We start from the raw sequence: 24,893 nt of genomic DNA, 5'->3' as shown, positions 1-24,893 counted from the left end.
TTACAGAAGCAGTTGGATTTTTTTTAATTTTATTATTGGTTGCAGGCGCATTTTTAAATATTGGTGCAATAAAGCGGATCTCAACTCAAAATACCAACTCGATAGCTGATACAAAATCAATTTCACACCTATAAAAATGTTAAACTATTCACAGATCATAACTAAATCATCGTCACGTTATCGTTAAAATAAGTTACTTTATAAGTAAGTTAAGTTGATGAATCGTCATAAAATTCTGCTCATAATGATTCATCTATTTACCCCAATAATTACGTTTACATATATAAAAAGAGAGCCATTATGTCTTTGTCATACCATCAAGAACTTCATGTCATACAACGCTCAGGATGGCTGCGTGCTGCCGTGCTTGGCGCAAATGATGGCATTATTTCTGTCACAAGTTTAATTATGGGGATGGCAGCCAGTGGTGCGAGTTCGCAAACACTCTTGGTCACCTGTATTGCTGGACTGATCTCAGGTGCAACCTCGATGGCGGCTGGAGAATATATTTCGGTAAAATCTCAAGAAGATATTGAAAAATCAGACTTAAAATTTGAAGCAACTGAACTTGAAAAAAATCCGCATGCAGAATTGAAAGAACTGACTGAAATTTATATTTCGAGAGGTCTAAAACCTGAATTGGCACATGAAGTTGCCACACAACTCACAGAACATGATGCACTTGGGGCACATGCCCGTGATGAAATTGGCATACATGAAAATACTGCTGCGAATCCGATTCAAGCAGCGCTCTCTTCTGCTGCTTCCTTTTCATGTGGTGCCGTACTTCCTATGCTTGCCATTTTACTCAGCCCAAGTTCATGGGTCGCTCGCTCAGTTTTAATTACAGGTATCGTTTCACTCGCATTATTGGGAGCGTTATCCAGTTATTTTGCTCGAACATCAATGCTAAAAGGTAGTCTACGTATTACCTTATGGGGCATTTTAGCCATGGCATTTTCGAGTTGGGTCGGCTCATTGTTCCATGTGACTGGCATTTAATTTCTGTGTGACTCGGTATTTTAAAAGATTAGGGTCTGTTGACATTTACTGTTCATAATTAACCCTATAAAGGTAGCCATAAAAATATACAGGCTAAAGCAACAGAACTTTGATAATTTCTTTTGAGCTTGTCATATCGAGTAGCTATTCCTCTAAATTGCTTTAGTCTACAAAACATATTTTCAACTAAATGCCTGATTTTATATAAATACCAGTCCATATGGTCATTGTTCGATTGGCTATTTGTTTTCTTTGGTATATTCGCTTTAGTCCCTGTTTTCCTGATCTGTTCACGCAGTGGTTCTGAATCATAGCCTTTATCTGCACATACCACTTTTGTCTCTTTTAAATCTAATGTTGATATTAAATCAGGTGCAACTTTAACATCATGTGTGGTTCCATCGGTAATCATGAAATCAATAGGATTGCCATGTGCATCAACAATCAAATGTATTTTTGAGGAGTTTCCTCCTACACTTTTAGAAATAGATTGATTCGCTATGCCGGCAGAATGTTGATGAGCACGTACATGAGAGCCATCAATAAAAATCCACTCCATATCGGGGCATGAGGCTAGTAATTTGAATAATCTAAGTAACTTACCGCTGCTTGACCAACGATTAAAACGTTTGAAAATAGAGTTTGAATGACCAAAACAACAAGGAATATCTCGCCACGGACAGCCTGTTCTAATTCTATAGAGAATAGCTTCAATAAAATTGCGTAAATTTGAGTTGTGGTGAATGGATAAATTACGCAGAATAACTTTCAACTTTTGCCAGTGTTGATCTGTCAGCATGGTACGAGGCATAGCGAATAGTAAAATTGGGTTTGGCGATTTGATTTTACTACTTCGCTATTTTTTTAAGCTAAAAGTGTCAACACACCCTAGGGCTTGTTGAGAATTAACAAAGGCAACTGATTAATTTATAATAGTACTATGGATAGATACATACTTACTGATGCCCAATGGGCAAAAATGGAACCTTTTTGCCTAGGTAAAGTGACCGATCGAGGTCGTAGTGGAAAAGATAATCGATTATTTTTAGAAGCAGTTCTATGGATTGCCCGTACAGGCAGTCCATGGCGTGATCTACCTGCTCATTTTGGTAAATGGAATACCGTCTTTAAAAGATACCGTGATTGGGTGAAAGCTGGTGTATTTGAAGCTATTTTTGCATCTGTAAATGAAGATGTTGATTTGGAATACGCCATGATTGATGGAACGATTGTTAAAGTTCATCGACATGGCCAAGGTGCAAAAGGGGGACTTTCAAACAGTCTATAGGTAAATCTCGAGGTGGAATGACCTGTAAAATTCTTGCCTTAGTGGATAGTCTAGGCAACCTCATTAAGTTTCGATTAATGCCTGGTCAATATCACGATTTAGTAGAAACCAAACCTTTAATCGAAGATGTTGATTTTCAAGCATTACTAGCGGATAAAGCATTTGATGCAGATTGGCTCATCCAAGAACTCAATGAACGTAAAGTGAAAGTGGTGATCCCACCTAAATCTAATCGAAAAGTAATGAGAGCATTTGATACGATTATGTATAAATGGCGTCATCTCATTGAAAACTATTTCTGTAAGTTAAAAGAATTTAAACGTATAGCGATGCGTAGTTGTAAAACAGATACGAGTTTTGGAGCCATGATTCAATTGTGCGCGAGTTTAATTAACTCTCGGTAATTCTCAACAGACCCTAGTATTCAATAATTAAATACTGATTATTATTTGCAGGGCTTTTTGTTTTTACGTTATGGTGATAGAAAAGCTAAAGAGTATATAAATCATGTCAATTTTAGAATTATTAGAAATAAAACATCCTATTTTCCTTGCTCCAATGGCTGGTGTATCAACACCAGAGCTTGCTGCTGAAGTTTCTAATCAAGGTGCTTTAGGTTCTTTGGGACTTGGGGCAAATTCAGCAGAGACAGCAAAACAACAAATTATTAAAACTCAAGAACTGACTGACCACCCTTTTCAAGTTAATTTTTTCTGCCATCAATCAGAACAACTCGATCCAGAAGTTGCTCAACAGTGGATTAATTATATTCGTCCTGAATTTGAAAAATTCGGAGCAGCACCTCCGACTGAATTGGATTGTATCTACCCAAGCTTTTTAGATAATGATGATTTCCTGAACGTTGTACTTGAAACTCGCCCCAAAGCTGTGAGTTTTCATTTTGGAATTCCACACCCTCATCAAATTGAAGCCTTAAAACAAGCTGGAATTATCACCATGGTTTCTGCAACCAATCTCATTGAGGCTCAGGCAATCGAAGCGGCGGGTATTGATATTATTATTGCTCAAGGCATTGAAGCTGGAGGACACCGAGGTATTTTTAATCAAACTTTTGATGCAGCCATTAAAACCAGTGATCTTGTGCAACTGATCTCAACACATTGTAAATTACCTGTCGTAGCTGCTGGCGGTATTATGAATGGTGATCAAGCAAAATCGATGTTGAAATTAGGTGCTGCTGCTGTTCAATTGGGTACGGCATTTGTGCAATGTAAAAGTTCGAATGCGAATGCAGCCTATCGAAAAGCTTTATTCAGTCAATCTATTACACAAATCAGTTCAAGCTTATCAGGTCGTCCAGCACGTGGTTTAGTGGGGACTTGGCACACACTGATTGACTCACCAAATCGACCTCAAACGCCAGCCTATCCTTATACTTATGATCTAGCTAAACAACTAATGAGTATTGCAAATACCCACCAAGATTTTAGTTATGGCGCATTTTGGGCGGGGAGCAATGTGGCACAAATTAGAGAGTTAGAAGCTGCCGATTTAGTCAATCAGTTGGTCTTAGAAATTAAAACCAACTAATCCATATCTACAAAAAACCGACCTTAAGGTCGGTTTTTTAGATTTATTTAATCGCATCAAGTAATGTGTGTTGCGCGTTGTGTGGTTCCTCACCCTGAGCGGGTTTAGCGCGATCCCAGACACCATCACCTTGTAATAACCAAGCTTGCTGATTGTCTTTTAAATAATTCATTAAACCTAATTGATAAATACGCTTTTTCAGTGCAGAATCTTCAATCGGGAAACATGCTTCTACACGATTAAATAAATTACGATCCATCCAATCTGCACTTGAACAATAAATACGAGGATTACCATTATTACTAAAATAATAAACTCGTGTATGTTCCAAGAATCTTCCCACAATTGAGCGAACACGAATATTCTCTGACAAGTTCGGGAGACCCGGACGTAAGCAACAAATTGAACGAATAATTAAGTCAATTTGTACGCCTGCTTGCGATGCTTCATATAACTTATTGATCAGTTGGACTTCGGTTAACGCATTCACTTTTACAATAATCTGCGCCGATTTACCCTCTTTGGCATTCGAAATTTCTTCATCAATATAGTTGATTAGTTGAGCATGTAATGTAAATGGTGCATGCAATAACTTTTTCGGTTTTGCCATTTTCCCCATGCCCGTAAGCTCTTGGAAAATCCGATGTACATCTTCACACAAATCTTTATCTGTAGTCATTAGACCATAATCGGTGTAAATACGTGCATTCGTGGCATGGTAGTTACCTGTACCCAAATGTACATAACGTACTAATTTATTATTCTCACGGCGTACCACTAAAATCATTTTGGCATGTGTTTTATAACCAACGATCCCATAAACAACTACGGCACCCGCTTCTTGCAATACATTTGCAACTTCAATATTTGATTCTTCATCAAAACGAGCACGTAACTCAATCACAGCAGTGACTTCTTTACCATTGCGTGCCGCTTCGGCAAGAACTTGAACAATTTCTGAGTCTGCACCACTACGATAAAGTGTTTGTTTAATTGCCAAAACTTGCGGATCACGTGCTGCTTCACGCAATAATTGAATTACAGGCGCAAATGATTCAAATGGATGATGCAATAAAATATCTTGCTTTTGCATCGCAGCAAAAATACTTTCAGTCTTCTTGAATACTTTTGGAACCACTGGCGTATGCGAGTCATAGCGTAAATGTGGACGTTTAAAATTAGAAAGTAATCGAGCCAAATTTACAGGACCGTCTACGCGATAAAGCTGTTCTTCTTCTAAATCAAATTCATCCAACAAATATTCATAAATATGCTTTGGACAATTATGCGTAACTTCTAAACGAACGGCACGTCCAAAACGACGTGAACTTAACTCACCTTTTAAAGCTTTTGCTAAATCTTCAACATCTTCATTTAAGGCTAAATCGGCATTACGCGTCACACGGAATTGATAACAACCTGTTGCCGTCATACCTGGGAATAGATCTGAAACATGTTCATGGATAATCGCAGATAACATCACATGATGTTCTTTACCATCCGTAAGCTCATCGGGTAAACGAACCACACGAGGTAAAGAGCGAGGCGCGGGCACTACAGCAAGATCAATCTGACGACCAAAAGCATCTTTACCTTCCAGCGTGACAATAAAGTTCAAACTTTTATTGACTAAACGTGGAAATGGATGTGCTGGATCAAGACTAATCGGTGTTAAAACGGGCGCAACTTGTTCTTGGAAGTATTTTTTAATCCATGCAGATTGTGCTGGGGTCAATTCGCCACGGCGTAAGAAGCAAATATCTTCCTCACGCAATTTTGGTAAAATTTGTTCATTTAAAATACGATATTGTCGTTCAATCGCAGCATGTGCTGTTTTAGAAATTTGATCGAGCACTTGCTTAGGGGTCAAACCATCTGGTGTACGACTTTCATTGCCTAAAGTTAATTGCTCCATCATTCCTGCAACACGAATTTCAAAAAATTCATCTAAATTTCTTGAAAAAATAAGCAGGAAATTCATTCTTTCTAATAATGGGTGGAGAGGATCAACTGCTTGCTCAAGTACGCGTAAATGAAAATCGAGAATAGAAAGTTCACGATTTATATATCGATCATTATAAGTATATTCTGTTGGCGTTGTTGTCGTCACTGCAGTATTCATACTGAACCTTGTCGCTTTATCATTCATCAAAACACGGTTTAAGTATGCTGCAAAATTATGTCAATTTGGTAAAAAAGCCCAAAAATATTGAGCTTTTTTTAATTTATCTGAATTATTGTGGAATTTGTGTACTATTCATATACCTTAAAATCACACGCTTACGAAACTGTAACTTATGATCATTGCGATGATCTTGATAATACTTAGGATTTGGTAGTAAAGCAGCTAAAAAAGCAGCTTGTTCACGCGTTAAACTTTTCGAGCTCTTACCATAATAAAATTGTGCGGCAGCTTCAACACCATAGATGTTTTGACCAAACTCGACCGAATTCATATACACCTCTAAAATTCGACGTTTTGACCACATACGTTCCATCATCCATGTAGCAACAGCTTCCTGCCCCTTACGAATAAATGAACGCTGATTATAAAGGAATAAGTTTTTTGCTAGCTGTTGAGAAATCGTGGAACCGCCTGCAACGACTTCCCCTTTTTCATTATTACGCTCTAATGCAAACTGAATCCCAGCCCAATCGAAACCATGATGATGAATAAATTTAGCATCTTCAGCAGCTAGAATTGCATGCTTAAAGTTATCACTAATATCATCATAATCACGCCAGTCTTGTTGAATTGGCTTAAAGTCAGTCAGGTAATCCCAACGCATAAACATCGTTGTTTCAACAGGCTGCGTTCTCCACCATACCAAGCTACTAAAAATCCAAAGCTGAATGAGAAGAATGATACCGATAATCAACATCACTGCACGTGCTAAAAAGGCTTTCATTAAAGCGCATCACTCCTTGGGCAACAAATTCATGCTAAGCTATTTTTATATCGTAATAACTTGCATAAACATATGACTGAAACCACTCCACCACAAATTACCCAAAAGTTGCAAATACAGATATGGTGGTTTACAGCATTATTAATTGCCATCAATGTTGGTTTATTTGGCTGGCAAATTCTTTCAGGTGTAAATATTACCGACCCTTCCCCTATAGATGCAATTACTTGGGGAGCAGATTTTACACCACTCACCTTCTCTGGGCAGCCCGAACGTCTGTTTAGCAGTATGTTTTTCCATTTCGGTCTGATCCATTTAATGCTGAATATGTGGGCACTGTATATTTTTGGAAGTGTTGCTGAACCACTTTTTGGTCGTCGTTATTATATTGCGCTGTATTTTCTCGCGGGTTTAATGGGCAGCGTTCTTTCCAGTTATCTCAGTATTCGTGACGGCTATGAATTATTACAACATTTTGATCCCCAATTACTGCCACATATCAGTGCTGGTGCATCTGGCGCAGTGATGGGTTTAGGTGCTGCGCTCACAACTGTTTCTTTATTTCCACCTTTACCCCAACAACGTTTTTGGTTAGATAAAAAGTCATTATTATTAATTATGGGCATCAACCTTGCCTTTAGCTTTACTGTTTCAGGTATTAATAATGCAGCACATATCGGTGGAATGATCATGGGTGCTTTACTTGCAGGCTCTTGGTATTTCAGTCATAAAACTCAACATCCAGTTTTCTTACAAATCATTGCACTGGTTTTAGCTAGTTTATTAACGCTCGGATTTTATGTTTACTGTAATGAGTTAAGCACAGGACTTAATTCTCTATGGAATGAAATCCTGCGCCAAAACCAGTTAAGCTTTTAAGATTGGTTCATCTCTCTCAGACTTTGTAACGGTGGAATATCACATAAATAACTGAGTCGATATCGACCAATCAACATACATACCAGCATCATACTGAGCGGTAAAATTAACCAAATTTCAGGATGAAATTGGATTGCCATTTGCATCTTGTAACTGGCAATCGCACTAATCACTTCAGCAAAAAGACATGCTACAATTCCTGCCACCAAGCCAATAAAACCAATTTCTAAACTGAGCATCTGTTTTAATTTATTTTTTGCGACACCAAAAGATCGTAATAACGCAACTTCTTTACGGCGCTCATCCATTAAAACATTCAAACATGCAATTAAAACCAAGATACCTGACAAACCAACCAATATTGCCAGTACTGTCACTACCTGAACCAATATATTCATTAAACGTTTCACTTCATCTAAAACACGCCCAACATCAATAAATACAGTATTGGTAAATTGTTCAATCAATCGCACCATTTTTGGCTGATCCGCAGTAGGGACATAAAAACTGCCTAAATAACTTCCTGCATTTTCATCCATGGTTTTGGGCGAAAAAATAAAGAAAAAATTAGGGCTAAAACTCTCCCACTCAACTGAACGTAGGTTAATCACTTTGGCATCCAATGATCCTTCAGGCAAACTAAAACTCAGTTGATCCCCCACTTTAATCCCTAATTCAGTAGCCAATTTTTCTTCTACCGACACTTGCCCAACTTGGGTGAACTTTGGGTTCCCTTGAGTAATCAGATTATCTTTTGGATAAAGATCCGCTTGAGTCAGATTCAGTTCACGGCGTAAGGAATTATTTTGTTGAATCAGTTCAGTACTGAAAGCCTGACCGTTTTTAGCAATCAAGCGTCCCCGAATATTGGGATATAGAGGTGTTGATTGCCAATTATTCTGCTCAAGCTGTTGTTTGAACTGTGGCATATCAAATGGTGGCAGACCGTAGACAAACTGATTCGGTGTACCTTCAGGCAATTGCTGCTGCCAACGCTCTAATAAATCCGTTCTTAAAACACTTAGAACTGTTATTAAGCTGAGACCTAATGCAAGCGCTGTGATTTGCAAAGCCGTCTGATGTGGGATTCGAACATAAGCAGATAAGGGATGTTTCAACTGCTTAATTACTCTCAGTAATGACCAAATCATAGCAAATAGAGTCACACAAAGTACTAATATGGCAGATAAGACCAATAAACTTAATTTTAAATTATCACTCAGCACCAAACTAAAGATGACCAAACTCACAATACCGACACTAAACATCATCATGTAGGACTTACGTGAACGCTCTTGCTGACGAATGACACGAATCGGCGGCGTATTCAATAATTCCCAAATACTTGGCAAAATGAAACCAATCAGCACCATGACACTGGTAAAAATTGCGATGGGTAATGCCATAAGCAAATCAGCAATGGCAAAGCTGAGTTGCAATTGTGGAATCAGTTGCAACATCAATTGCAACAAACCATATCCCAATGCGATTCCGATTAAGCTTCCAATCACAATTGATAAGGCACTGACAATCGCAAGCAATATCATATAAGCGACTAATATCTGTCGTTTACTCGCACCGAGACAACGCATCAAAGCAATATGATCCTGATTTTGTTGCACATAACGTTGGCTGGTTAAAGCAATCGCAATCCCACACAGTAGAATGGTTAAGAGGTTGGCAAGCTGTAGAAAGGTATCCAGATTTTCAATAGGTTTCATCAAACGGGTATTGGACTGACTCGCATCACGTAGTTTCAGTGTGCTTTGTTCACTATTCTCTGCTTGTTGATTATGTGGATCAGCTTCAAGCTTGGTTTCTTGTTTAAAGATGGTCTTAAATGTTTCAACTTGTTTTGGCTCACCTGCCATTAATAATCGATAATCAATCCGACTCCCAACCTGAATAGCATTTATTTTCGCAATATCTGCTTGATGAATAATCACGGTTGGTGAAAAACCTGAAAAGCCCAACTCCTGATTAGAGTCATGCTCAATAATGCCTGTTACTTTAAATTTTCCATCAGCAATTGCAACCTGATCCCCCAGTTTTACTTTTAACAGATCAATTGCTCTTGGACTTAACCAAACTTCACCTTGTTGAATAGATTTCGCTCTCGGTTGAATCTCTAATTTACCACGCAGTGGAAAATGCTCATCGACAGCTTTGACATTGACCATCACAAATTGGTCTTGGGTATGTGCCATTGATCCAAACAAAGTGACAGGTGTCTGTTTTAGATGAAGTTGTTGGGCATTTTGTACCCACTTTGATTGGATAGGGTCATTATCAGACAAAACTAAATCTGCACCCAGCATTTCGGCAGCTTGCAATGAAACGGCATTTTGAACTTGAGTATTACTAAATTTTAATGCGGTGGTGGCACTTATAGCTAAAGACAGGGCAATAATCAGTAAATATAACCCTCCTGTGCGGAAACTTTGCAAAAGTAGTGGTTTGAGAACTGAACTCATACACCCTCCTGCACTTTTACAATTTCTTGGATTTGACCATCAAGCAATTTGACATGCCGTTGACACAAGGCTGCCAAATTTTGATCATGCGTTACAAGGATTAAAGTTGTTCCGAGTTCTTTGTTTAAATCAAATAACAGCTGCTCAATTTCTGCTGCGGTTTGCCCGTCCAGATTACCTGTCGGTTCATCTGCAAAAATAATCTTAGGCTCAGCAATTAAGGCTCGAGCAATCGCAACACGTTGTTGCTCACCACCCGATAAAACTTTAGGCGTTTGCTGTGCTTGGCGAACTAATCCAACACGCTCTAGCCATTGCAATGCCTTATTTTCAGCTTGCCTAAAATTAAAATCAGGCTGAAGACGTAAGGGTAACATCACATTTTCGAGTGCACTGAGTTGTGGTAAAAGCTGAAAAGATTGAAACACGAAACCAATATTTTCTAAACGGACCTGAGCACGCTGCTCTTCAGTTAAAGTATGCACCGCTTGTCCACAGACCCACAATTCCCCCATACTTGGTCGATCAAGTGTTGCTAGAATACCTAATAGAGTGGATTTTCCAGAACCTGAACGACCTGTAATCGCAATCTGTTCCCCCTGATAAATATCTAAATCGATATTTTTTAAGATGGTTAATGTTTGCTGATTAATGTGGATATTTTGTGTAACTTTTTGGGCAGAAATAATCGGCTGTGGCATCATGTCACGTATCCTTTAGGACAAATTTAAAGTGCAATGCAAATATCTAAAGTTTTATTTTCGCTATCCAAAACATTTGGAATCATCACGATTTGCTCATTACCCGCTTTCGCATCAGCAAAGACTATTTTAATTTTGGGTGACAGTCTCAGTGCAGGTTATGGCATAGATGCCAAACAAGGCTGGGTAAACCTATTACAACAGCGTTTAGATCAACAGTATCCGAAACAGCATAAAGTGGTCAATGCAAGCGTCAGTGGTGAAACTACAAGTGGTGCTTTGGCAAGATTGCCTAAATTATTACAAACTTATCATCCTGAAATTGTTGTAATTGAGTTAGGTGGAAATGATGGCTTACGAGGTCAACCCCCTCAAATGATTCAAAAAAATTTAGCACAATTGGTACAACTCAGCCAAAAGCAGAAAGCCTCTGTTTTACTATTTGGCATGAAAATACCACCCAATTATGGGACGGCGTATAGCAGTGCTTTTGAAAAAAATTATAAAGTTGTAAGCCAGCAATATAAGGTCAAGTTATTGCCTTTCTTTTTAGAAGGGATCGCTGGACATAAAAATTTAATTCAAAACGATCAAATTCACCCAAATGCTAAAGCCCAACCTATTCTATTAAATTTAGCTTATCCATACATAAAAGGTGCCCTATAGGCACCCTTTATGATTCAGATTCTAATTATTAGAAATCAAAAAAAGTGACTTCACCTGTCTCAAGCGAGTATTCTGCGCCAACAACAATCATTTTGCCTTTTTCAATCAAACCCTCTAATACAGCTGAGCCATGACGTAGCTGATTCACTGAAGCAAATACATTTGAACGTACTGCATGCGCAGACAATTTTTTCAAATCATCCTTTAACTCAGTTTGCATTAAGATTTCAACAGATGGGCGTACACGATTTACGATTGACATCAAGTTTGATGACGGCGGTTGATCAGGATGTTTGAGTGTATCAATCGTTGCTTGAATCGCACCGCAATGACTATGTCCTAATACAACTACCACAGCACAATCATAACGTTCAGCAGCAAATTCAACGCTACCAACCTGAGAGGGTGCAACAATATTTCCAGCAACTCGGATAACAAACAAGTCACCTAACCCCTGATCAAATACCATTTCCGCAGGCACTCGAGAATCAGAACATCCTAAGACGATAGCAAAAGGATTTTGTTCACTTGCCATTTCAGCACGCTCTTGGTGAGTGAGCAATTTTTGCTGGGTCGTTTCCCCTTTAACAAAACGAGCATTACCAGATTTTAAACGTTCTAAGGCTTCTTGAGCGGTGAGCATGCTTACATCCATCTATGATTGACATGAAAAACTAGTTTAATGTGGGGATGCTAGATTGTCACTGACAAAAATAAAAACTCTCAGACAATTAAGTGTCCTGATATCAAGAAAAATAATGGAAAATTAATCATTTTATTGGCAAGAATTTCCATACATCTGTAGATTATGCAAATGACTGCATTCCAAACTTCTACAATAATCAATTGGTTTAAAAATAAATCAAGGATAGAACAATCATGACCAAAACACTGTTTTCAACACCATTCCGAAAAACGATCACTGCCACTTTGCTCTCATTCAGCTTAGCAACAATTGCTGTAAGTTCTACTCAAGCTGCTGAAATAGAAATGAGTTTCCAAAATGTATTACAACAAGAACGTGCTTGGGCTGGCTTACAGACCAAGACATTAAAAGTAGGAGATATTAGCTGGTCATATAGTGAAGGTGGTCAAGCCGGAAAACCTATTGTCATTTTAATTCATGGTTTAGCAGGTAGTCGTGATAACTGGAATCGTGTCGCACATGCATTAACCGCAAATTACCATGTTATTATCCCTGACTTACCAGCGAGTGGTGAAACGCAAGTTCCTAAAGACTTTGATTATTCAGTTCCGAATGTGACTGAAAAATTACGTCGTTTTATCGAAGCCGCAAATTTGACAGGTCCAGCACATATTGCAGGTCACTCACTTGGTGGATCGATTGCAATGCTATACGCAGGTCAATATCCTTTTGAAACGAAAAGCCTATTCTTGGTCGATGCTGCTGGTGTGTACAAAGCAGCAACAACGCCTTACCTAAAAGATCCGAAACATTTGAAAAACATGATCGTCAGTAAAAAAGGTGACTTTAATTTCTTGATGCAACAGGCGATGTATGCTCCGCCATTTATTCCAAAAGAAATTGCTCAAGCACAGGAAAAAATGATGATTGGTCAAGTTGAGCAAACTCAAAAAATAGTGGATCAATTGATCGCACTCAATAAACTGTTTACTCCTGATTCTTTTGCTCTGCTTGCAAAATCAATTGATGCGCCCACCCTGATTTTATGGGGCAAGCAAGATAAAATTATTAATGTCGAAGTGGCACCTGAGTTAAAATCATTATTGAAAAATGCGCAAGCACCTGTGATTTTAGATAATGTGGGACATATGCCAATTTTGGAAGCAGATCAATTGGTGGTTCAACAATATCTACCTTTCTTGAGCAAAATCCAGACACAAAAGCCTGCAACTGCACCATCTCCATAAGTTTAGTAAGAATTTGAGGTTTTATGTCTAAACATCCAATGATAGAACAGCTAATTGATGCACAACTTGATTTTTTAGATCAAGAGTTTTCACAATCAGAAACCATTCAATATGAGTTTAAGCAATTCTATCATTGGTTACGGTTGCAACAGCTACAACATATTTGGTCATTTGAACAGATTTTTAAACTGATCGAAAAGCAAATTCTAACAACGCCCGCCAGTCCATTTCTCATTGAGCAAATTGCTGAGCATATTCGTTTTGCATTGATTCATCCGCTGAACGATAGCACCAGAATTGAAGAGGTTATTCCTGTATTAACCGTCGACTCAATTGCACAATACGTCGCAGGAAAAGCTGAACATCGGCAACGTTTAATTCAAACTATCGTCAATAATCCAGCCTTTTCAGCCTTGATTACGCAGCTTATACAACACTCCATCCAAGATTACTTAGATAATTCGGTCATGTCTAAACGCGTTCCTGGCGTAGGACATTTCATGAAAATGGGAAAATCCGTTTTAGAAACCGTTACGGATTCCAACCTGAATGAAACGATTGGTCATTATTTGCAAAAGAATATTTTAAAAATTAGCCAAATGAGCGAAAAAGTTTTGAATCAACATTTTAATGATGACAAGCTCTATCACTTCCAAGCAAATCTTTGGCATAAAATCAAACTGATGCCGATTTCAGTATTGCGAAATTATTTTGAAGTCCAAGACCTACCTCAAACTGTGGGATTAGGTCATGAAATTTGGGATCATATTCGCCAAACGCCTTACTTGAAACAGCAGATTCATGATGGGGTCTATGCATGGTACGCAAGAAACCAAGAGAGAACTTTCGATTTGTTACTGCGTGATCTAAATATTGATGAAGATTTAATTCAGAATGAATTGAATAATTTACTTACACCCGTGCTACAGCAAGTGATTCAAACTGGGTATTTAAGACAACGAGCACGCGCACATCTAGAAAAATTTTATTACTCAGAACAAGTCCATGAAATACTAAAAAAACAAGGCACTTAAAGTGCCTTGTTTTATCGTCGTTTGCTTAGAATGAATATTTTAAACTTGCATAATAAGCCCGACCTGGTTCGTTGTATGTTTGACTGATTGAATTACTATCTCTTAAAATTTGTTTATCAAATAAATTACTTACACCAAGACGAGTGCTGAATTGGCTGTTAAATTTATAGCCCATATTTAAACCGACTAAGCTATAACTTTTTACATCACTTGGCTTAATCGCACTACTTGTACCACCTGAACCCACACCTGCTTCAATCCTATTTTCTGCGAATTGACGTGATTTTTGACGACCATATTGAGTGTAAACAAAATTCATATCCAATTGATCCGTGATGTCATAATCGAAAATTGAGTTAATCGTATACTTTGGAACAAGTGACAAAGGATTTCCTGTTTTCTTATCCTTAGAGTCCATCATATAAGTGAAATTGTTGGTCCAGCGGATATTGCCATAATCTAGTCCTAAACTCCCTTCAAACCCTTGAATCAATGCCTCTGGTGTATTATCCCAACGAAGAATATTCCAAGTCGTTTGCGTAACCCCTCCGTTTGCATTTGTACTTGAACCATTCACAGTCCCAACAATGTCTGTTCCAGCAACAATCTTATTTTTATAATCATTACGGAACCAAGCTAAGCTGGCATTCACAACATCTTTTTGGAATTGAATCCCAATTTCTTTGTTGATTGAAGTTTCTGGTTTTAAATCGCCATTACCTTGTAATAAACAGCGCAAAGCAATATTTGCAGGACAACCATTACCATTGGTACTCAATAAATAACCTTCAGCATTTTGGTACATATTCGGGGCTTTATAGGCTTTGGCAATCCCCCCTTTCAAAGTAAAATGATCATTTAATTTTTGCGTTATGTTTAAACTTGGACTCCAGTTTGAGCCTGATTTACTATGATCATCAAAACGTAAACCGACCACAACATCGGTCATATCTGTAACTTTGAAATTATCTTCAATATATGCCGATGCAATTCGTGATTCCATTTTACTACGATCACCTTTAGCAAGCTGATCGCCATAGCCAGCACCACTTTGATCCTTACCTTGTGTTGTAGAGGTCTGATCAGTGAATTTGTCTTCCACCCAGTCAACACCCAAGGTCAATGCTTGTGGCAGATAATATTCAAGTGGAATATTTAGCTCGCCATTTAATCTTAACGTGTCTAGTTTAGATGTAACACGATCATTTAAATTATTAATTTTTCCTTCAACACTTCCTGCTAAACCTTCTGGAAGTCTTTTATTACGTGTTTTATCGTACTGCGCAACCAATTTACTTTTGCCCCAATCCCAATCTCCCTCATGAGTTAGCGCCAAGCTATCTCGATACATGGTATTGGTTTCTTTCCCAATAAGTTGAGAAAGAATTGGGTCGGTTTCTGCATTTGAATTTAATTGAGAGTCTCCAGAATAAATATTACCTTGGCGACCAGAAGAAATATCAAACAATACTGTTTGTTCATCAGTTGCTTGCCAAGCTAAGCGCCCAGCAATATCTTTATTTTTAACCCCTTCTCGACCAGCAGCCTGACTGCCAATTGATTTATTAATATCTACTGCATCTGCATCAGTTTTATTGTAATTACCATATAAACGATAAGATAAAATGTCTTTAATGATTGGACCACTAAGATTGAAACTTGCTCGAGTAGAATCGCCTTCTTTGGAATCTTCAGGTTGATTGGTATATAGCTCAACAGAACCATGTGTCTCATTCGTTACTTTCTTAGTAATAATATTGACTACACCACCCGCCGCTCCAGAACCATAACGAGCTGCTGCTGGACCTCGTAAAACCTCAATAGACTCGATTGCTTCTACTGGCACCCAATTTGAATCTCCCCGTGTGTCACGCTCTCCTTTCCAACCATAGCGTACAGAGTTACGTGAGGACACAGGCTTTCCATCAATCAAAATGAGTGTATTCTCAGGCCCCATACCACGAATATCAAGTTGACGATTATTTCCACGCTGACCTGTTGCACTATTCCCTGTTAAGTTAACGCCTGGCATACGACGAACGTATTCAGAAATATCATTACGTACTGGAATTTTTTCTAAATCTTCGGCAGTGATCTTAGAAACTCCGAGAGATTGTTTAATTTGTTCCTCTGCTGTTAGAACAATTGTATCCAGTTTAACAACATCGTTTTCATTTGATTTTTCAACCAATCCACTTTGATTAACTGTAGTTTCTGCTGCATATGCAAACGTCATCATGCCACTCAGAATTGAAGTCGCGAGTAATGTATGGCGTGCTATTTTATTAGACATATTCCCACCTCATTAAGATAAATCATAAGATTTGCTAAAAAAGTACGCTAGATTCTAACAAAGAAACAATAAAACTCAATATAAATGATAATAATTATTATTTATATTTTCATTATTTTATTTGACTAAAACATTCCTGAACATAATGATGAAATAAAATTTGATTAAATGAATAATGAAAAAAGCCCTATTCAGGGCTTTTATAATGCAGTAAATTTCAAGTTTTATTACTTGAAGTACGCACCTTCTGACTGAGAGTGATCAGTTTGGTCAACCACACGCTTTAATTCTGGGACATGCTGTTGTAAAGTCGTTTCAACACCTTGTTTAAGGGTAACATCAATTGCTGAGCAACCTTGGCAACCACCACCAAATTTCAATACAGCAGTAAGACCATGCTCTGGATCATCTTTCACTTCGACTAAACTACAATTACCGCCATGACCCTCTAAACCTGGATTGATCTCAGATTGTAAAATGTAGGTAATTCGTTCTTCAATTGACGCATCTGGGCCAACACGCGGCACTTTCGAATTTGGTGCACGGAAAGTTAATTGACCACCAAAACGGTCTTTGTTGTAGTCAATGACAGCATCTAATAAATATGGAATGGATGGTGCATCAACATAAGCAGGAAAATCAGGATATTCCTGTTTGTAGTCTGTTGGTACTACTTCATCAGGTGCGCTATATGCCATACAACATTCTGCACGCGGTGTACCTGGATGTTCTACAAAAACCCGAACGCCAATTCCTGGAGTATTTTGCTTTGTTAATAAATCACTTAAATACTCTTGTGCAGAGGGAGTAATCAAAAGGTTTGGAATTTCTTCTGCGACAGCAGTGTTGGTGTTCTCAGTCGACATAACAATAATCCTCAAGCTGATGTCGTTATATTAACCGAAGATGGAGGGGATTTAAAAAAAATCAACCATTTTTGTAGGAATTATATGCCAGATGATTGTTTATTCACTTTTTAATGGCATTATTGCCTAGACACTGATCAATCTAAAATTTTTATGTTACATCTACCCTTTAGTCACACTGTGACACTCATCATTATTACCATTGCAATTTCCCTATTGGCATTTTCCAATCAGGCCGTCATGAACCGCCTGATTTTTTGGCCGCCTGCCATGCAACGTGGACAATATGATCGTTTCATCACTCATGGTTTTATCCATGCCGATGGCGCTCATTTACTGTTTAATATGATCACGCTGTTTTTCTTTGGCAATATTATCGAAAGCTTTTATCGCCAATTCTTTTATGACATGGGTTTCGTATTGTTTTATCTGGGTGGACTGATTGTTGCGATCTTACCCAGCTACCTAAAGCACCGTCATGATGTGCACTGGGCAAGTTTAGGAGCTTCTGGCGCAGTTTCAGCGGTCTTGTTTGCCTATATTTTATTTCAACCCTGGAACCTGATTTTTGTCTTTTTTATTCCTGTGCCTGCCATTATTTTTGCCATTTTATATGTCGCTTACAGTATTTGGTCTGGCAAAAGAGGCAACACAAATATCAACCATAGTGCTCACTTATGGGGAGCAGCGTATGGTGTGGTCATGACAATTTTATTAGAACCTAAAGTGCTGCCGCACTTTTTAAATCAACTCACTCAAATACCATTTTAATTTTTATCATACACGCCCCTTTTTTGGGGCTTTTCTTTTTTTAAGATTAACAATCAAATTTTAATTATTTTTATCATAAAAATCATCGCTCTAAACTCGTCATAATTCTTCTATAAAATTAAGTCGATCCTAATGTCTCATAATCGTCTCTTTAGCACACTTTCTATTGCATTATTTAGCTTGTCAATTTCAGCTTGCAGCAATGATTCTGATCATTCAAATACTGTGGTTGAAACCAAGAAGCAACCCAACATTTTATTCATTATGGCTGATGACTTAGGCTATTCAGACTTAGGCGCTTTTGGTGGGGAAATTCATACACCCAATATTGATGAACTAACCCGAGCAGGTCGTATTTTAACGGACTATCATACTGCCCCGACCTGCTCACCGACACGCTCACAATTGATTTCGGGAACTGACCATCATCTAGCGGGGATTGGTGCAATGGCTGAACTCACACCTGAGCATCTAAAAGGTCAACCTGGTTATGAGGGCTATTTAAATGAACGTTCACTCTCTATTGCAGAAGTATTGAAAGACAATGGCTATCGAACTTATATCAGCGGTAAATGGCACTTAGGCTTGACCGATGCAACCAACGCACATGCTAAAGGATTCGATCACTCATTTACGTTATTGCAAGGCTTAGACCTACATTTTAAACAAGCACCGAGTGCCTATAAGCGTAATGCGACGTATACGGAAGACGGCAAACAAGTTCCGATTTCGGTGGTGTTTCAAAAAGTATGCTGACATTAAATGAAGCCATTATTGATGTAAAAAAAGGTTAAGTCGAAAGCTTTAAAATGGTTTTCAATCTTTTTTGAAAAATTACAACTCCTTCTAAAACCACGCCTAATTCGATGCCTTATTTTGCAATTATTACCTTCAATACCTACAGTAAAAAATTTACCAATACTTTGCTTGCAGTTTTTAAAAGCAGTTATGAAACTGTCCCAATGATCACTTGCAATTCGGGTGTAGTGAATACCTAATTGTTTAAGCTTTGTTTTCAATCGTTGAACTGTAGCTAAGTCTCTTTTACCCCAAACATAAGCAACAATCTCACCTGTTTCTCGATGGTAGACGTAAATAAGCCATTGTTTATTATTTTTATTTCCCACAAAAGTCCAAAACTCATCAACTTCAAGAGACTCATAATGACTTTGTTTAGGCTGAATTTGGTAGGTCGATTCGGTTAAAGTACGTAAAACTTTACCGATACTGATTCGCTCAACTTCAGCGATATCTCGTATACCACTACCTCTGACCATCAACTGTAATATTTTTCGAGTAATGCCTGAATTACATCCTAGATAGCTCAGAGCATGGTCACCAATAAACTGACGTTTACAGTCTTTGCACTGATAGTTTTGTTTCCCATCTACTTTGATGCCATTTTTCTTTATACTGTCACTGAGGCAGGTTGGACATTTGATTTCTAGAGTTATTCGCATTTCTCTATTTTATCAAAATTCAACCTGCTTTGTTTCAGCATACTTTTTGAAACACCACCCCGATTTCATCCTTACCCGATGATTTCTTCTCTACCAATTACTTCACAGACAAATTGATCAGTTATATTGAGTCAGGTAAAAACTCAGGCAAGCCATTCTTTGCCTATGCTGCTTACACCGCGCCGCATTGGCCTTTACAAGCACCCGCTGAATATCGCGATCGTTATCGCGGTGTTTATGACGCAGGCTATGATGTGATTCGCGATGCGCGTATAGCTCGCCAAAAACAACTCGGATTAATTCCAGCCAACTTTAAGGCGGCTGAACCAATCGCCACGCAAAATGCACCGCAAAAATATGGCAAGTGGAATGAACTTTCAACCGAGCAAAAAGTGCTAGAAGCACGCAGAATGGAAATCTATGCAGGCATGGTCGAAAATCTGGATGCCAATATTGGTCGGGTGATTCAATATTTAAAACGCAATAATCTATATGACAATACATTAATCTCCTTTGTCTCAGACAATGGTGCAGAAGGCTTTATCCGTGGCAATTACGGTGCTGAATCAGGTTTTGATAACGGCGTGAATAACCTGGGGACATCAAGCTCTTATCACTATGTTGGACCACGTTGGGCGGAAGTCAGTGCTGCGCCATTCCATCTATGGAAAGATACTGCAGGTGAAGGTGCAACCACAGCACCTGCGATTGTGAAGCTCCCTTATCAAAGCAAAGCCCAAGGCACGCATCATGGTTTTGCCTCAGTCTTGGATGTGTTCCCAACCGTGCTCGACTACGCAAATATTGCCGTCCCACAAGGTCAATACAAAGGCCGTCAAATCAATACGCCAAGCGGCTATTCATGGAAACCTGTACTCGACAATAAAGCGCAAGCGATCCGCCCCGTTAACTTTAGCTTTGCCGATGAATTACATGGCAGTAAATATGCCCGTCAAGGGGACTGGAAAATTGCATTACAAGGTAAATCAGAACTCGGAACAGGTGCATGGGAATTGTATAACCTCAAAAATGATCGAGGCGAAACGCAAAACCTTGCTCAAGATAATCCAGCCAAATTACAAGAGCTGATAAATGTATATAATCAATATACCCAGCAAAATGGGGTTAAGGAATATTTCCTTAAATGAAATGGGTATGCATTTTAGTTTCACTGATCAGTCTGTCCCTCGTGACAGGCTGTAGCAAAGTTAAGTCTGCTACCACTCAATCACATAGACAAAACAGCACCTTGGCTCCATTGGGCTCATTACAGCAATGCCAACAGTATTCGGGCTTACCTGAGGCATGGCAAAACAGTAAAACTGCAGGTATGGTCTGGATTCCTGAAGGTTCATTTCAACTGGGTTCAAACTTAGCCTACCCTGATGAATTGAATTTTGGCCAAGCACAACGCCAAGTAACAGGTTTTTGGATTGACCAAACCGAGGTGACAGTTGCTCAATTCTCCAGTTTTGTCAAAGCCACAGGCTATATCACTGATGCAGAAAAGCAGAAACAGGCTGCAGTATTTTCACCTGATGTGGACAACCCAAAACAATGGTGGCAGTTGAAATCAGATTACACATGGAAAACGCCGAATGGTGCTCAGGGTCAGCCTCCATTACCGTCTGAACCTGTTCGCTATGTCACTAAAAATGATGCTGAACACTATACCGTTTGGTTAGGTCGGGACTTACCTACAGAGCAAGAATGGGAATATGCCGCCAAAGCAGGTTCGAAAAGTGATACTCCTTTACACCAAGCGCCACAAGATACGCATCAACATCCACAAGCCAATTATTGGCAAGGTGAATTTCCTTTCGATAATACGGTTGAAGATCATTTCCAAAGTGTGGCGCCTGTCGGCTGTTATGCTTCCAATGCTTTTAAGTTATTCGATATGATTGGCAATGTCTGGGAATGGACCTCTTCTGCTTATCGCGGCGCACATGATCAGCACATGGGCAATTATGCGGAACTTCGTCAACAAAACAGCACCGCAACGCAATATGTACTCAAAGGTGGTTCTTTTCTATGTGCCTCCAACTTTTGCGCACGCTATCGAAACAGTAGTCGTTATCCACAAGAATTTGATTTGGCAGCAACCCATGTGGGATTTAGAACTATTTTACGTACAGTCGAATGATACAAATCTCTATTAAAAACATGCGTCATTACGCTAGTCGAAAAGTGAGGATCAATTTAAAGTAAATGAGAAAGCAATAAAAAGAGGATGCAATGATGAAAATAATACTGCTTTGCTTCAGTACTTTAATCACATTTAGCTTATCGGCCTGTGCCGTGCATACCCCTCATGGCAGTGTGATTGTTGATCCAGACAACCACCATGATGGCCATAGTGATTTTTGTCCTCCAGGACAGGCTAAAAAAGGACGTTGTTAAATTCAATCTCGCCTAGGCTTTGATAGGGCTTAGGCATTTTTATCAAATGATAAAGTTTATTCAATTTTTTCTTTCAAATAATTCATCTCATCAAATTGTATAAATAAAACTAGGGCTTGTTGAGAATTAACAAAGGCAACTGATTAATTTATAATAGTACTATGGATAGATACATACTTACTGATGCCCAATGGGCAAAAATGGAACCTTTTTGCCTAGGTAAAGTGACCGATCGAGGTCGTAGTGGAAAAGATAATCGATTATTTTTAGAAGCAGTTCTATGGATTGCCCGTACAGGCAGTCCATGGCGTGATCTACCTGCTCATTTTGGTAAATGGAATACCGTCTTTAAAAGATACCGTGATTGGGTGAAAGCTGGTGTATTTGAAGCTATTTTTGCATCTGTAAATGAAGATGTTGATTTGGAATACGCCATGATTGATGGAACGATTGTTAAAGTTCATCGACATGGCCAAGGTGCAAAAGGGGGACTTTCAAACAGTCTATAGGTAAATCTCGAGGTGGAATGACCTGTAAAATTCTTGCCTTAGTGGATAGTCTAGGCAACCTCATTAAGTTTCGATTAATGCCTGGTCAATATCACGATTTAGTAGAAACCAAACCTTTAATCGAAGATGTTGATTTTCAAGCATTACTAGCGGATAAAGCATTTGATGCAGATTGGCTCATCCAAGAACTCAATGAACGTAAAGTGAAAGTGGTGATCCCACCTAAATCTAATCGAAAAGTAATGAGAGCATTTGATACGATTATGTATAAATGGCGTCATCTCATTGAAAACTATTTCTGTAAGTTAAAAGAATTTAAACGTATAGCGATGCGTAGTTGTAAAACAGATACGAGTTTTGAAGCCATGATTCAATTGTGCGCGAGTTTAATTAACTCTCGGTAATTCTCAACAGACCCTAGTAATGCTTGAAAATCAACATCTTCGATTAAAGGTTTGGTTTCTACTAAATCGTGATATTGACCAGGCATTAATCGAAACTTAATGAGGTTGCCTAGACTATCCACTAAGGCAAGAATTTTACAGGTCATTCCACCTCGAGATTTACCTATAGACTGTTTGAAAGTCCCCCTTTTGCACCTTGGCCATGTCGATGAACTTTAACAATCGTTCCATCAATCATGGCGTATTCCAAATCAACATCTTCATTTACAGATGCAAAAATAGCTTCAAATACACCAGCTTTCACCCAATCACGGTATCTTTTAAAGACGGTATTCCATTTACCAAAATGAGCAGGTAGATCACGCCATGGACTGCCTGTACGGGCAATCCATAGAACTGCTTCTAAAAATAATCGATTATCTTTTCCACTACGACCTCGATCGGTCACTTTACCTAGGCAAAAAGGTTCCATTTTTGCCCATTGGGCATCAGTAAGTATGTATCTATCCATAGTACTATTATAAATTAATCAGTTGCCTTTGTTAATTCTCAACAAGCCCTAGAATATATTTCAGTTACTGATTTCATTTCATCAAAACCCATATAAACTACATAGAAATGTATTCTATTTATTTTAATGGGATTTTTGAATGGATCTAAGCCAACAAAGCACTGTCATGGAAATCTTGAATAAGGTGCAGCATGCTGATGATTGGATTATTTTATTAGAACAACTGAATCAACATTTTAATCTACAAGCCTCTCAACTACTCGCCGTTGATCTTGAAGTACAAGCGCTATCTTTTAGTGTTCATCATGGCGTTGATTTTGATGAACATCAACTTGAACAAGCCGCACTAAAACAAATTCGTTTAGATATAGATGATGATCCTCGCTTAAACAAAATGTTAGTGGCTCCAATGCAAGGTTGGATGCATTGTTTTCAACATTTCACAGAAGATGAAATTCTTCAAACTCAAGTCTATCAACAAGTATTAAAACCTCTAAATTTACGTTTTTGTTCAGCAATACAAATTCTTTATGATCATAAAGTTTGTATCATACTTTCATTTTTGACTAGCCCCGAACGAGGTGCTTTGAGTTGTTCTGAATTACAACCGATTTATGAATTATTACCGATACTACAGCAAAAAATTCAACAATATCGACATCATTTTGAATACTCGACAATGACCTTACTCGGGTCCCAATTAATTCAAAAAATGAATCAGCCCATTGCGATTATTAATTTGAATGGCGATATTCTTGAATTGAATACAGAAGCAAAACAGCTATTGGAAAATAGTAAATTGATCCAAATCAAACAACGTCGTTTTGCATTCAATGAAAGTAGCCAACAACAATTTGAGTTAAACCTGATTGAGCTAGAACGCCTACATAAACGTCATCATGATTTAAGCTACGCTGAACGTAGTAAAATTATGATGGTTGATGATCATTTATTTTTAACACTGGATTTATTAAGTCCAGAAAAAACACACAAGATTTTTGGTCTACGTCCAGTTTTACTCGCCACATTTTCTGGTTTAAAACACAAACCTAAATATCAACGAGAAATATGTACTCAGCTTTTTATGTTCACACCTGTAGAACACAAAATATGTGAGCAATTACTTGAGGGTAAAACCACCAAAGAAATTGCTCTCTCACACGATATTCAGGCTGATACTGTCAAAAAACATCTACAAGCGATTTTCAAGAAAACCAAAACGCATCGACAAAGTGAGTTAATTCAATTATTGATGCAGTTTTTATAAGCATGTAAAGAT

At 38.4% G+C, this 24,893-nt stretch carries 21 protein-coding genes and 3 pseudogenes; 14 read left to right on the top strand and 10 right to left on the bottom strand.

From position 1 onward, the window contains the following. Positions 1 to 300 precede the first annotated feature (300 nt). A complete protein-coding gene (locus ABLB98_RS04095; RefSeq protein ID WP_208727938.1) occupies positions 301 to 1,002 on the top strand; it encodes a VIT family protein in 702 nt (233 codons plus the stop codon). Between the two features lie 64 nt (positions 1,003 to 1,066). Here ABLB98_RS04095 and ABLB98_RS04090 read toward each other — a convergent pair whose 3' ends face one another. Beyond that, positions 1,067 to 1,813, bottom strand: a complete 747-nt coding sequence (locus ABLB98_RS04090; RefSeq protein ID WP_004645384.1) for an IS5-like element ISAba31 family transposase — start codon at positions 1,811 to 1,813, stop codon at positions 1,067 to 1,069. 129 nt (positions 1,814 to 1,942) lie between these two features. Between ABLB98_RS04090 and ABLB98_RS04085 the strand changes: the two genes are divergently transcribed. Both ABLB98_RS04085 and ABLB98_RS04080 read left to right on the top strand, forming a co-directional pair. Further along, a protein-coding gene (locus ABLB98_RS04085; RefSeq protein WP_369028925.1) for an IS5 family transposase occupies positions 1,943 to 2,694 on the top strand; the annotation gives its coding sequence in 2 pieces (ribosomal slippage) (positions 1,943 to 2,279 and positions 2,279 to 2,694; 753 coding nt in all). Positions 2,695 to 2,797: 103 nt separating this feature from the next. After that, positions 2,798 to 3,841, top strand: a complete 1,044-nt coding sequence (locus ABLB98_RS04080; RefSeq protein WP_348883615.1) for a nitronate monooxygenase — start codon at positions 2,798 to 2,800, stop codon at positions 3,839 to 3,841. 43 nt (positions 3,842 to 3,884) lie between these two features. On the opposite strand, the gene ppk1 is transcribed toward ABLB98_RS04080, so the two are convergent. Next, positions 3,885 to 5,963 carry a polyphosphate kinase 1 gene (gene ppk1 / locus ABLB98_RS04075; RefSeq protein ID WP_348883614.1) on the bottom strand — a complete coding sequence of 693 codons (2,079 nt, stop codon included), beginning with the start codon at positions 5,961 to 5,963 and terminating at the stop codon, positions 3,885 to 3,887. Between the two features lie 112 nt (positions 5,964 to 6,075). Then, complete coding sequence (gene mtgA, locus ABLB98_RS04070; protein ID WP_004663315.1) at positions 6,076 to 6,750, bottom strand: monofunctional biosynthetic peptidoglycan transglycosylase; 675 nt, start codon at positions 6,748 to 6,750, stop codon at positions 6,076 to 6,078. 72 nt (positions 6,751 to 6,822) lie between these two features. Here mtgA and ABLB98_RS04065 point away from each other — a divergent pair, with 72 nt between their 5' ends. After that, the gene (locus tag ABLB98_RS04065; RefSeq protein WP_348883613.1) at positions 6,823 to 7,629 is read left to right on the top strand and encodes a rhomboid family intramembrane serine protease; all 807 of its coding nucleotides are present in this window, start codon (positions 6,823 to 6,825) and stop codon (positions 7,627 to 7,629) included. Here the strand turns inward: ABLB98_RS04065 and ABLB98_RS04060 are convergent. Together ABLB98_RS04060 and ABLB98_RS04055 are read right to left on the bottom strand one after the other, a co-directional pair. Then, positions 7,626 to 10,103 (bottom strand): FtsX-like permease family protein, encoded by a 2,478-nt coding sequence (locus ABLB98_RS04060; RefSeq protein WP_348883612.1) that lies wholly within the window; start codon positions 10,101 to 10,103, stop codon positions 7,626 to 7,628. The two genes, ABLB98_RS04065 and ABLB98_RS04060, sit on opposite strands and share 4 nt — an antisense overlap. Beyond that, complete coding sequence (locus tag ABLB98_RS04055) at positions 10,100 to 10,804, bottom strand: ABC transporter ATP-binding protein (RefSeq protein ID WP_087537016.1); 705 nt, start codon at positions 10,802 to 10,804, stop codon at positions 10,100 to 10,102. The genes ABLB98_RS04060 and ABLB98_RS04055 overlap by 4 nt, the downstream gene beginning before the upstream one ends. A 36-nt stretch (positions 10,805 to 10,840) precedes the next feature. On the opposite strand from ABLB98_RS04055, the gene ABLB98_RS04050 reads away from it, so the two are divergent. After that, the gene (locus ABLB98_RS04050) at positions 10,841 to 11,470 is read left to right on the top strand and encodes an arylesterase (protein ID WP_348883611.1); all 630 of its coding nucleotides are present in this window, start codon (positions 10,841 to 10,843) and stop codon (positions 11,468 to 11,470) included. 28 nt (positions 11,471 to 11,498) lie between these two features. Here the strand turns inward: ABLB98_RS04050 and ABLB98_RS04045 are convergent, their stop codons facing one another. Continuing rightward, the gene (locus tag ABLB98_RS04045) at positions 11,499 to 12,113 is read right to left on the bottom strand and encodes a carbonic anhydrase (protein ID WP_087536996.1); all 615 of its coding nucleotides are present in this window, start codon (positions 12,111 to 12,113) and stop codon (positions 11,499 to 11,501) included. Between the two features lie 236 nt (positions 12,114 to 12,349). On the opposite strand from ABLB98_RS04045, the gene ABLB98_RS04040 reads away from it, so the two are divergent. Further along, the gene (locus ABLB98_RS04040; protein ID WP_005158052.1) at positions 12,350 to 13,363 is read left to right on the top strand and encodes an alpha/beta fold hydrolase; all 1,014 of its coding nucleotides are present in this window, start codon (positions 12,350 to 12,352) and stop codon (positions 13,361 to 13,363) included. A 23-nt stretch (positions 13,364 to 13,386) separates the two neighbouring features. Next, entirely contained in the window at positions 13,387 to 14,397 is a 1,011-nt protein-coding gene (locus ABLB98_RS04035; protein WP_348883609.1) for a hypothetical protein, read from the top strand. Positions 14,398 to 14,422: 25 nt separating this feature from the next. Here the strand turns inward: ABLB98_RS04035 and ABLB98_RS04030 are convergent, their stop codons facing one another. Both ABLB98_RS04030 and nfuA read right to left on the bottom strand, forming a co-directional pair. Then, the gene (locus ABLB98_RS04030; RefSeq protein WP_348883608.1) at positions 14,423 to 16,690 is read right to left on the bottom strand and encodes a TonB-dependent siderophore receptor; all 2,268 of its coding nucleotides are present in this window, start codon (positions 16,688 to 16,690) and stop codon (positions 14,423 to 14,425) included. A gap of 227 nt (positions 16,691 to 16,917) precedes the next feature. Continuing rightward, positions 16,918 to 17,556: a Fe-S biogenesis protein NfuA gene (gene nfuA / locus ABLB98_RS04025; RefSeq protein WP_348883607.1), complete on the bottom strand. Its 639-nt coding sequence runs from the start codon at positions 17,554 to 17,556 to the stop codon at positions 16,918 to 16,920. A gap of 153 nt (positions 17,557 to 17,709) precedes the next feature. On the opposite strand from nfuA, the gene ABLB98_RS04020 reads away from it, so the two are divergent. Then, a complete protein-coding gene (locus tag ABLB98_RS04020; RefSeq protein WP_348883605.1) occupies positions 17,710 to 18,327 on the top strand; it encodes a rhomboid family intramembrane serine protease in 618 nt (205 codons plus the stop codon). A gap of 132 nt (positions 18,328 to 18,459) precedes the next feature. Continuing rightward, positions 18,460 to 19,059: pseudogene (locus tag ABLB98_RS04015) on the top strand (sulfatase-like hydrolase/transferase); the annotation flags it as partial. 26 nt (positions 19,060 to 19,085) lie between these two features. On the opposite strand, the gene ABLB98_RS04010 reads toward ABLB98_RS04015, so the two are convergent. Beyond that, positions 19,086 to 19,787 carry an IS1-like element ISPa14 family transposase gene (locus ABLB98_RS04010; RefSeq protein ID WP_369028918.1) on the bottom strand — a complete coding sequence of 234 codons (702 nt, stop codon included), beginning with the start codon at positions 19,785 to 19,787 and terminating at the stop codon, positions 19,086 to 19,088. Between the two features lie 59 nt (positions 19,788 to 19,846). Here ABLB98_RS04010 and ABLB98_RS04005 point away from each other — a divergent pair. From ABLB98_RS04005 to ABLB98_RS03990, 4 genes and pseudogenes are all read left to right on the top strand, one after another. After that, a pseudogene (locus ABLB98_RS04005) lies at positions 19,847 to 20,935 on the top strand (sulfatase-like hydrolase/transferase); the annotation flags it as partial. Then, positions 20,932 to 21,933, top strand: a complete 1,002-nt coding sequence (locus ABLB98_RS04000; RefSeq protein WP_348883729.1) for an SUMF1/EgtB/PvdO family nonheme iron enzyme — start codon at positions 20,932 to 20,934, stop codon at positions 21,931 to 21,933. The pseudogene ABLB98_RS04005 and the gene ABLB98_RS04000, both read left to right, overlap by 4 nt. Before the next feature lie 95 nt (positions 21,934 to 22,028). Continuing rightward, entirely contained in the window at positions 22,029 to 22,190 is a 162-nt protein-coding gene (locus tag ABLB98_RS03995) for a hypothetical protein (protein ID WP_087536989.1), read from the top strand. Between the two features lie 161 nt (positions 22,191 to 22,351). After that, positions 22,352 to 23,103, top strand: a protein-coding gene (locus ABLB98_RS03990) for an IS5 family transposase (protein WP_099714932.1) whose coding sequence is annotated in 2 segments (ribosomal slippage) — positions 22,352 to 22,688 and positions 22,688 to 23,103 — 753 coding nt in all. Because the reading frame shifts where the segments join, the coding sequence is not laid out codon by codon here. Between the two features lie 14 nt (positions 23,104 to 23,117). Here ABLB98_RS03990 and ABLB98_RS03985 read toward each other — a convergent pair. Beyond that, positions 23,118 to 23,614 (bottom strand): annotated as a pseudogene (locus ABLB98_RS03985) (IS5 family transposase); the annotation flags it as partial. 139 nt (positions 23,615 to 23,753) lie between these two features. On the opposite strand from ABLB98_RS03985, the gene ABLB98_RS03980 reads away from it, so the two are divergent. After that, the gene (locus tag ABLB98_RS03980) at positions 23,754 to 24,881 is read left to right on the top strand and encodes a helix-turn-helix transcriptional regulator (protein WP_348883683.1); all 1,128 of its coding nucleotides are present in this window, start codon (positions 23,754 to 23,756) and stop codon (positions 24,879 to 24,881) included. The last annotated feature ends 12 nt before the right edge of the window (positions 24,882 to 24,893 follow it).

Source organism: Acinetobacter yuyunsongii, assembly GCF_041021915.1.
In the GTDB taxonomy this organism is placed as follows: Bacteria; Pseudomonadota; Gammaproteobacteria; order Pseudomonadales; family Moraxellaceae; genus Acinetobacter.
Note: the sequence above shows the minus strand (reverse complement) of the source record. Positions and strands in the feature narration are given on the sequence as shown.